Source organism: Mycolicibacterium vaccae NBRC 14118 = CIP 105934, assembly GCF_001552715.1.
In the GTDB taxonomy this organism is placed as follows: Bacteria; Actinomycetota; Actinomycetes; order Mycobacteriales; family Mycobacteriaceae; genus Mycobacterium; species Mycobacterium vaccae.
Genome location: NZ_BCRS01000212.1, coordinates 1 through 9,143, shown reverse-complemented (window position 1 = coordinate 9,143; position 9,143 = coordinate 1). Strand labels below are relative to the sequence as shown.

Sequence of the window (9,143 nt, the reverse complement as noted above, 5' to 3'; positions counted from 1 at the left end):
ACCGAGCGCAGCCGCGACCAGCACGACGCCGTCGTCGGCGGCGTCGGTGCCGGCACCGACCGTCGAGGACGTCATCGGCGCGCTGCGGACCTCCGCAGACAGCGCCACCCAGGCCGCGGGCGCGCTGACCGGGTACCGGGCGGGGCTGCTCGCCTCGATCGCCGCGTCCTGTGCCTGCGCCTACACCGTCGCGCTCGCCGGTGCCGGGGGTGGGCGATGACCTCGCCGGCGCCGATGGCGCAGTCCCGGCCCGACGATCCGACCGACGGCGCGCTGTTCGACGCCGTCGCCACCGAGCACGCCACCATCTACGGGTACGGGCTGGTGTCGGCGCACTCCACGCCCGACGTGAACTATCTGGTGTCGGCCGCGATGGCCGAGCACCGGGCGCGGCGCGAGGCGGCGATCGCGCTGTTGACCGAACGCGGTGTCGACGCCCCGCTGCCGGCGGCGGGCTACCGGATGCCCTCGGAGGTGGACACCCCGACCGACGCGGTCAATCTCGCGATCACGATGGAAGAGGACGCCGCCGTCGCATGGCGCGCGGTCGTCGAGCAGGCCGCCGACCCGACGGTGCGGGCGCTGGGCGTGACCTCGCTGACCGAGTGCGCGATCACCGCCGCACGGTGGCGTGTGCTGCGCGGCGACCCGTCGGTCACCGTGGCGTTCCCCGGCGGAGCCGAGTAGACCCCGTTATCCCCCGGTCAGCGCCGCGGTGATCTGTGCGGCCGCGTCGGCGGCCGGGACCTCGCGCTTGTCCCCGGTGAACCGGTCGCGGAGCTCCACCACCCCGTCGGCCCACCCGCGGCCGACCACGACGGTCCACGGCACGCCGAGCAGTTCGGCGTCCTTGAACTTCACGCCGGGCGAGGCGGTCCGGTCGTCGAGCAACACGTCCACGCCGAGGCGGTCGAGTGCGGCGGCGAGCTCGGTGGCGCCGGTGCGCGCTTCGGCGTCCTTGTTCGCGATCACCACGTGCACGTCGAACGGTGCCACGCTCGACGGCCAGCGCAGCCCGAACTCGTCGTGATGCTGTTCGGCGATCACCGCGACCAGCCGGGACACCCCGATGCCGTAGCTGCCCATGGTCAGTCGCACCGGGCGGCCGTCCTCGCCGAGCACGTCGGCAGCGAACGCGTCGGCGTACTTGCGGCCCAGCTGGAACACGTGCCCGATCTCGATGCCTCGCGCGGCGACCAGCGGGCCGGCCCCGTCCGGGGACGGGTCGCCCTCGCGGACCTCGGCGGCCTCGACCGTGCCGTCCGGGGTGAAGTCGCGGCCGGCGACCAGGTCGACGTAGTGCCTGCCCGGCGCGTCGGCGCCGGTGATCCAGGCCGTGCCGTCCACCACCCGGGGATCGACGAGGTAGCGGACGCCGTTGGCCAGCAGTGCTTTCGGGCCGATGTAGCCCTTCACCAGGAACGGATGCTTCGCGAAGTCGGCGTCGTCGAGCATCGCGTACTCGGCGGGTTCCAGCGCCGCGCCGAGCCGCTTGTCGTCGACCTCCCGGTCCCCCGGTATGCCGATGGCCAGCAGCTCCCATTCGCCGCCCGGTTCGCGGACCTTGAGCAGCACGTTCTTCAACGTGTCGGCAGCGGTGACGGTGCGGCCCAGGTCAGCGCCGTTGGCCCAGTCCACCAGCGTCGCGATCGTCGGGGTGTCAGGGGTGTCGTGGACGGTGGCGCTCGGCAGCTCGGCGATCTGTTCGGCCGGGATCGGGTCGGGAGCGGCGGTGATCACGGCCTCGACGTTGGCGGCGTAGCCGGACTCCACGCAGCGCACATACGTGTCCTCGCCGACCTCGCTCTCGGCAAGGAACTCCTCGGAGGCGCTGCCGCCCATCGCACCGGAGACCGCCGAGACGATCACGTAGCGGACCTTGAGCCGGTCGAAGATCCGCTGGTACGCCTCGCGATGCGCGATATAGGCGTTCTTCAGGCCGGCGTCGTCGACGTCGAAAGAGTAGGAGTCCTTCATCAGGAACTCGCGTCCCCGCAGGATGCCGGCGCGGGGCCTGGCCTCGTCGCGGTACTTGTTCTGGATCTGGTAGAGCCGCAGCGGGAAATCCTTGTACGACGAGTACTCGCCCTTGACTGTGAGGGTGAACACCTCCTCGTGGGTGGGGCCGAGCAGGTAGTCGTTGCCGCGACGGTCCTGGAGGCGGAACAGCGTGTCGCCGTATTCGGTCCACCGGTTGGTGACCTCGTAGGGGCCGCGGGGCAGCAGCGCCGGGAACAGGATCTCCTGTCCCCCAATGGCGTTCATCTCGTCGCGGACGATGTTCTCGATCTTGCGCAGCACCTTCAGCCCCAGCGGCAGCCAGGTGTACAGCCCGGGCCCGATGGGTCGGACGTAGCCGGCACGGATCAGCAACTTGTGACTGGCGACTTCGGCGTCGGCCGGATCGTCGCGCAGCGTGCGCAGGAACAGCTCGGACATGCGGGTGATCACAGGCGAACACCTTACTGACCGGTCGAATGCCGAAGCGGGCCGCGCCTGCCCCGGGACGGGAGATCGCGCGAAAAAGCGCAGGAAAACAGAGGCTCCGCTCTAAAATCAGGTCATCTTGCCGCGACGTCTTCGCGGACCATATCGGGGGGAATGGAGAGACACATGTCGGCTGCGAAAGGGCCCAAACACAAGATCGAGGTCAACCCGCTGCTGTCGCGGCTGCTGTCACACGGCGTCGAGGCCGGCGTGCTGCGGGGATATGTCGGCCCGGCCAAGAAGCCGGGCACGGTACGCCTGTATCCGACGCTGGGCTTCCTCCATCTGTACTACGAGATCGACGAAGACGACATCGTCGACACCGCGCCGGCCCCTGAGACCGTTCTGCCGCACGGCGGCACGATCCTGTGGGTACGAAACGACGCCGATGTGGTCATTCACGGGGATACGGTCCTCACTGTTCCGGTGCGCACGCTCAAGAGCAGGCAGCACGCGGTGCCCGTACCGCCGGCCGAGAGCGCGGGCCCGGACGCAGGACGAGCCGTCAACGTGGTCCGCGGACGTCTGCGCATGTCCTTCCCGGCCTCGACGACCGTGGCGGAGAACTGCACCGTGTGCGCATCGTGCGCGCCGTGTTCAAGCTGCGGTGTGTGCACCACGGGCGGCGCGCGATGACGGTAGGCAGCATTGCTGTCACCGCCCGGACCGCAGATGTCGCTGATTTCACGTACGCGCTGAATTTCGCGGCGCCGTACCTCGTCGAGAAATTGTTGAAGGACGGTGTCGTCGAAAGCGCCTTCGATGCCGATGCGCTCTTCACCGAGGTGAAGCGGTACCTCGTGCTGACGCGACTTGACCCGCACATCTCCTGGCAGATGTACTCCACGCGCGTCGACGAGGTGTGGCACCAGTTCGTGCTCTACACCGGTGAGTACGCGCAGTTCTGCGAGCGGTCGTTCGGCGAGTTCGTCCATCACCGACCGAACAACGCACCCGCGACGCCTTCCGGCGCGCAGATGCAGCACGCGTCGTTCCACGCGTTTGCCGACCGGTATCGCGAAGTGTTCGTGCAGGAACTGCCGGATCAGTGGTTCGACGAACGCAGCGTGACGATCGACCGTCGGGTCATCAACGAGAAGGCCGGCCGCCTGACGACATCGGAGTCGACAGATCGGGTGAGCGTGGTCGATGACACGGACCGCGTTCTTTTCTCCGTCGATTCTCTCGCCGCCGAGGCCGTGCGTTTCCTGGTGTCGACGAAGACGTTTTACGTCCGGGAACTTCCCGGTGACCTGACCGACGACGAACGGATCGGCATCGTGGCGACTCTTGTCGCGCAGCGGCTTCTCCGTGTCGCGTCGTAACGGGCTTTCACCACGCGGCGTGGACGGCGTCGAGCGGGAATTCCAAGCCGGCGCGGGCCCACTGCGCCGCGACCCGGTTCATGGGCTGCTCGGCTCGCTCCAGCCAGTCGGTCCGCCACAGCGTCGGGTCTTTGACTGCGAACGGTTCGATCTGGCAGTCGGCCGCGCCGAATCGGGTGGCGAATCGGCGCGCGTGACCGACGAACGCGTCCGCTCCGTACGCGACGACGGTATGCGTGGGCGAGATCCGAGCGACGCTCATCGCCAACCGCGAGTGGTAGTTCTCCCAGTAGCGCAGGTAGGCGTCGAAGTAATCCATCTCGCTGATCTGACTACGGGTGAAGCCGAGGTCGATCAACTCACGGGCACAGAATCTTTCGATGTTGCGGCGCACGGCGAAGTGCCCGTCCTGCGGGTAACCGCCGCAGGCTTCGTAGGTCGACACACATGCCGGTACCGGGTGGCGCACGGTGACCACGGCCTCGGTGTTCTCGCCGAACGCCGAGCGGAACAGACCGGCCGCGTAGGGAGCCTTCGTCGCCTTGCTCGGGACGACGACGGAGTGCCCGCTCTGCGCGCCGGCGCCGGCGCCGGCGCCGAAGAACAGTTCCACCATCGTGAGGTACTCGGCCGTCGTCTGCAGGCTCGTGGTCCATCCGTTTCGGCTCACACTGCCCAGGCCCTCGCCGAAGCGCCAGGGGCCGGCGTCCGGATAGGCGTCGTGGCCGAGCACCTCCGGCACCGTGTTCGGATCGTGTCCGAGTGCCCGGAAGAGTTGCTTCGTGAGGTACTTGCCGCCGCTGCGGGGAATGCCGACGACGAGGATGAAGCGGAATCTGTCGTGGATCGCGGCGAGGGCATCGCTGTCCCCGACGAGCAGCGCGACGAACAGTTCGTAGGCGCGGGTGAGGTGTCTCGATCCCTCGTCACTTTCGACCAGGGCGCTGACGTCGCGCAGCACCTGCTGGCGGGACGCACCGGTTCCGGCGCGGATCGCCCGGGCATGACCGTCCCGCGCCCAGCTCGTGCCGTCAAACGGCGCACCCGAAATCCATTGCCGAAGAAACGCGATGAAATCACCCGACGGTGGGAGTTCTTCGTCGGTGAGGGTGATGCGGACGGTCACGGCGCCTCCGTGGGCGAACACTGCCGGTCGACGGCGGGTAGAGCGTAGCGCGATGAGCGACGCCGACTTCTGGAACGAGGCGTGGGCCGCGGACAGCGTCCCTCGGTGCTCACCGCACGACCCGACCCTGCAGATGCACTGGCCATCGCTGGGTGTCCGGGCGGGCAGTCGCGTGCTGGTTCCCCTGTCGGGCAAATCGGCCGATCTGACCTGGCTGGCAGCGAACGGCTACGAACCTGTCGGTGTCGACATCGCCGCCGCCCCGTGCAAGCAGTACTTCGCCGACCGGGGTGTCGTGCCGTCCCTCGACCGCGCCGGGAGGTTCGTCCGATGGCGGGGCGCCGGGGTGACGATCCTGCAGGGCGACATCTTCGACCTCGACGGCAGCTATGAGGCCGCCGTCGACCGCGGCGCGCTCGTCGCCGTCTCTCCGCGCGACCGCGCGCGCTACGCCGACTCCGTGAGGGCCCACCTCACCGATGACGCGCGCATTCTTCTCGTCACGATCGAGTACGACGCCGGCCGCCGGAACCGTCCGCCCTATCCGGTGTTTCCCGATGAAGTCGGTCGGCTGTTCCCCGGCGTGGTCGAAGTCGCACGCCACCCACTGGAGCGTCCGCGGTGGCAGCGCATCGGCGGTGCGACCACTGTCGTGTGGACCGTCGGGAAGCCCGCACCGGGCAGACCCGAACAGCGGGGTTAGAGCTCCCCGGCGTCGATGGCGTCCTTGACTTCCTGGGCGTGCGCGACCTGCTCGGCGGTGTACTTGATGAACAGCGCCGCGCCGCCGACGAGGACCGCGACTGCGGCGACCCAGAGCAGGCCGTGGGTGTAGCCCTGGTCCAGGGCGTGCAGCTGCGCCGGGTTCATGTCCTTGACCGGTCCCGTGGTGCCGCCCAGGTACAGCGTGCGGGAGGTGATCACCGCCTGGATGATCGCCAGCACCACCGGCCCGCCCAGGTTCTGCAGCATCAGCGCGATCGCCGAGACGGGGCCGATCTGGTCGAAGCCGACGCCGGCGATCGCCGAGATCATCAACGGGACCACGATCATGCCGATACCGAGGCCGCCGATCGTGATGGGCAGTACGAGGTTCGGGAAGTACGGGATGTCGGCGTCCAGCGTCGAGCCGTAGATCATCGCGGCCAGCACCAGCACGCCGCCGCCGATCACCAGTATCCGCGGCGGGAACTTCGACACCAGCGCCGACGACAGCCCCAGGCCGATACCGAGCGCGATGACGAACGGGATGAAGCCGATACCGGCCTTCAGCGCGCTGTAACCCATGACGTCCTGCACGTACAGGCCGATCAGCACGGTCAGCGTGAACATCACGCCACCGGCCAGGAACACCGCGGTGAACGTGGCGACGCGGTTGCGGTCGCGGAACAGCTCGAACGGCACGACCGGGTTCTCCGCGCTGCGCTCCACCCACAGGAAGGCCAGGAGACAGCCGAACGCCGCGATCCCGGAGCCGATGGTGGCCGGCGAGACCCAACCGGCCTCGGGTCCCATCGAGAACGCGAACACCGCGGCGGTACAGCCCATCGTCGCCAGCAGCGCGCCGGCGGCGTCGAGCTTGAGGCGCTCACGGTTGGTCTCCCGCAGCGTCTTGCGGGCCAGGTAGATCATCAGCAGGCCGATGGGCACGTTCACCAGGAACGCCAGCCGCCACGACACCTCGGTCAGCGCACCGCCGACGACCAGGCCCATCACCGAGCCGACGCCGGTCATCGCGGCGAACACCGCGGTGGCGGCATTACGCGCCGGGCCCTTGGGGAACGTCGTGGCGATCAACGCCAGCGCGGTGGGCGACGCGATCGCCGCGCCCACGCCCTGCAGCAGTCGGGCGGTGACCAGGGTGGTCTCGTCCCAGGCGATACCGCACAGGATCGAGGCGATGGTGAACAGGGAGACACCGACGATGAACGTCCGCTTGCGGCCGATGGTGTCGCCGAGCCGGCCGCCGAGCAGCATCAGACCGCCGAAGGTCAGCACGTAGGCCGTGATGACCCAGCTGCGACCCGCGTCCGACAGGTTCAGCTCGTCCTGGATCTTGGGCAGGGCGACGATGGCGATCGTGCTGTCCATCGTGGCCAGCAACTGCATGCCGCCGATCGCGATCACCGCGGCGATGAAACGCCGCGACGGCAACCAGGCCGGGGTTCTGCTTGTTCGTGCTCCGTCTCCGCCGCGGCCACCCGCCGTCTCCCCCGAGCCGGGCACGCGAGCGGGCAGGGATCGCTTCGAGGCCCGCTTCGAGCCTCGCTTGTCCTTGCCGTCTGCCTCACGTTGGATGGCGGCACGCTCCGCATCGTTGAGAGCCGTCATAAGCGGCTACCCTACAGTAATCTTAAGAGTCCTCTAAGCCCCGAAGCCTGCCACGGCCCCGATCACGATGATCGCCGGGGGTCTGATGCCGTCGGACCGAATCCGTTCCGGGGCGTCCGCCAGTGTCGCTCGCAAAGTCCGCTGTGCCGAGGTCGTCCCGTGCTGGACCACCAGAACCGGGGTATCCGCAGGTCTACCTCCTGCCAGCAGAACTCGGACGAACTGCTCGATGCGCTCCACGGCCATCAGCAAAACGATTGTGCCGCTCATCGCGGCCAATGCATCCCAATTGACTAACGATTCGGGGTGATCGGGCGCAACATGTCCGCTGACCACCACGAACTCGTGCGTCATCCCCCGGTGGGTGACCGGGATCCCGGCCAACGCCGGCACGGCTATGGCGCTGGTCACACCGGGCACCACGGTCACCGGGATGCCCGCCTCGGCGCACGCGATGACCTCTTCGTATCCGCGCGCGAACACGAACGGGTCACCGCCCTTGAGCCGGACGACGAACTTGCCCTCCCGCGCCCGCGCGACCAGGACCTCGTTGATCGCGTCCTGCGCCATCGCGCGGCCGTAAGGGATCTTGGCCGCGTCGATCACCTCGACGTCGGGCGACAGTTCCGACAGCAGGTCCTGCGGCGCCAGTCGGTCGGCGACCACCACGTCGGCGTGCGCGAGCAGCCGGCGACCGCGCACGGTGATCAGCTCGGGATCGCCCGGGCCGCCACCGACGAGCGCGACGGTCCCCTTGGTCACCCCGGGCGCGTCGGCACTGTCCACCCCGATGAGGCCCTGCTGCAGCGCCTCGCGGATCGCGGTGCGGATGCCTGCCGACCGGCGGTGCTCCCCGCCGGCCAGCACGCCCACCGACAGCCCTTCGTAGTCGAAGGTCGCCGGCGTGACCGCGGTCCCTTCGACGGCGATGTCGGCACGCACGCAGAACACGTGCCTGCGTTCGGCCCCGGCCACGATCGAAGCGTTCACCGCGGGGTCGTCGGTGGCGGCGATCACGTACCAGGCGCCGTCCAGGTCGGCGTCGCGGAACTCGCGCAGCGTCAGGGTGATCCCGTCGATGGCCTCGACCGCCGGGGTGGCGGCCTTGGTGACGACGTGCACGTCGGCGCCGCTGGCGACCAGCAGCGGCAGCCGCCGTTGGGCGACGGTGCCGCCACCCACCACGACCACCTTCTTGCCGGCCAGACGCAGGCCCACCAGATAGGCGTTCTCGGAACTCACACTGCTCCTGTTGTCCGCCGAACTCACCCGGCGAGCTTAGAGGTTGCTGCGGCGGCAACGAAGCGGGCAACCGCCTGCGGGTGCGCGGCAGGGTGGGTGTGTAGGTACCCGGCGTGCACGCCGCCGGCCACGGCGCCGTCCTCGACCACCTGTCCGGCGCGGCCGGTGAAGCGCCAGGCGGGCTGCTGGGCGTCGGCGAAACGCACAGTGGTGCGGTGGAATTCGTGCCCCACCACCCGGTCCCCGACGGTGTGCAAGGTGGAATCCGCTACTGCCACCGCGTCGCGGTAGCCCAGGGTCAGCGAGTCGGTGAACGTCGCCGACCCGGCGAGTACGCCACACATCGGGTGGCCGTCGAGATCGTCGACCAGGTAGGTCAGTCCCGCGCACTCGGCGTGCACCGGGGCGCCGCGCCGGGCCAGCGCCCGGATCTGCGCACGGACCGCGTCGTTGGCCGACAGTTCCGGCCCGAACTCCTCGGGGAAGCCGCCGGGCAGCACCACCGCCGCCGTCTCGGGCGGCAGCGGGTCCGTCAGCGGGTCGAAGTCGGCGACCTCGGCGCCGCACGCGGCCAGGAGCTCGCGGTGCTCGGCGTAGCCGAAGGAGAACGCCCGGCCCGCCGCCAACGCGAC

The 9,143-nt window shown here is 69.2% G+C and carries 8 protein-coding genes and 2 pseudogenes; 5 read left to right on the top strand and 5 right to left on the bottom strand.

What is annotated here, in order from left to right:
* Positions 1 to 220, top strand: a pseudogene (locus MVA01S_RS27075) (hypothetical protein); the annotation flags it as partial.
* Positions 217 to 687: a ferritin-like domain-containing protein gene (locus tag MVA01S_RS27070; protein ID WP_040542964.1), complete on the top strand. Its 471-nt coding sequence runs from the start codon at positions 217 to 219 to the stop codon at positions 685 to 687. The pseudogene MVA01S_RS27075 and the gene MVA01S_RS27070, both read left to right, overlap by 4 nt.
* A 6-nt stretch (positions 688 to 693) precedes the next feature.
* Here the strand turns inward: MVA01S_RS27070 and MVA01S_RS27065 are convergent, their stop codons facing one another.
* Positions 694 to 2,451 carry a proline--tRNA ligase gene (locus MVA01S_RS27065; RefSeq protein ID WP_003933179.1) on the bottom strand — a complete coding sequence of 586 codons (1,758 nt, stop codon included), beginning with the start codon at positions 2,449 to 2,451 and terminating at the stop codon, positions 694 to 696.
* Positions 2,452 to 2,613: 162 nt separating this feature from the next.
* Here MVA01S_RS27065 and MVA01S_RS27060 point away from each other — a divergent pair, with 162 nt between their 5' ends.
* On the top strand, positions 2,614 to 3,123 hold the full coding sequence (locus MVA01S_RS27060) for a hypothetical protein (protein WP_003933180.1): 510 nt from the start codon (positions 2,614 to 2,616) through the stop codon (positions 3,121 to 3,123).
* Positions 3,120 to 3,812, top strand: coding sequence for a glycine-rich domain-containing protein (locus MVA01S_RS27055; RefSeq protein WP_144033083.1), 693 nt, complete (start codon positions 3,120 to 3,122; stop codon positions 3,810 to 3,812). Before MVA01S_RS27060 ends, MVA01S_RS27055 begins: the two co-directional genes overlap by 4 nt.
* A 7-nt stretch (positions 3,813 to 3,819) precedes the next feature.
* Here the strand turns inward: MVA01S_RS27055 and MVA01S_RS27050 are convergent, their stop codons facing one another.
* Positions 3,820 to 4,938 (bottom strand): hypothetical protein, encoded by a 1,119-nt coding sequence (locus MVA01S_RS27050; protein WP_082762410.1) that lies wholly within the window; start codon positions 4,936 to 4,938, stop codon positions 3,820 to 3,822.
* 52 nt (positions 4,939 to 4,990) lie between these two features.
* On the opposite strand from MVA01S_RS27050, the gene MVA01S_RS27045 reads away from it, so the two are divergent.
* The gene (locus tag MVA01S_RS27045; RefSeq protein WP_003933183.1) at positions 4,991 to 5,641 is read left to right on the top strand and encodes a class I SAM-dependent methyltransferase; all 651 of its coding nucleotides are present in this window, start codon (positions 4,991 to 4,993) and stop codon (positions 5,639 to 5,641) included.
* Here the strand turns inward: MVA01S_RS27045 and MVA01S_RS27040 are convergent.
* From MVA01S_RS27040 to MVA01S_RS27030, 3 genes and pseudogenes are all read right to left on the bottom strand, one after another.
* Positions 5,638 to 7,269, bottom strand: coding sequence for an MFS transporter (locus MVA01S_RS27040; RefSeq protein ID WP_040542965.1), 1,632 nt, complete (start codon positions 7,267 to 7,269; stop codon positions 5,638 to 5,640). The genes MVA01S_RS27045 and MVA01S_RS27040 overlap by 4 nt on opposite strands.
* Positions 7,270 to 7,302: 33 nt before the next feature.
* A complete protein-coding gene (gene cobA / locus MVA01S_RS27035; RefSeq protein WP_003933185.1) occupies positions 7,303 to 8,511 on the bottom strand; it encodes a uroporphyrinogen-III C-methyltransferase in 1,209 nt (402 codons plus the stop codon).
* A 23-nt stretch (positions 8,512 to 8,534) separates the two neighbouring features.
* Positions 8,535 to 9,143 (bottom strand): annotated as a pseudogene (locus tag MVA01S_RS27030) (cobyrinate a,c-diamide synthase); the annotation flags it as partial.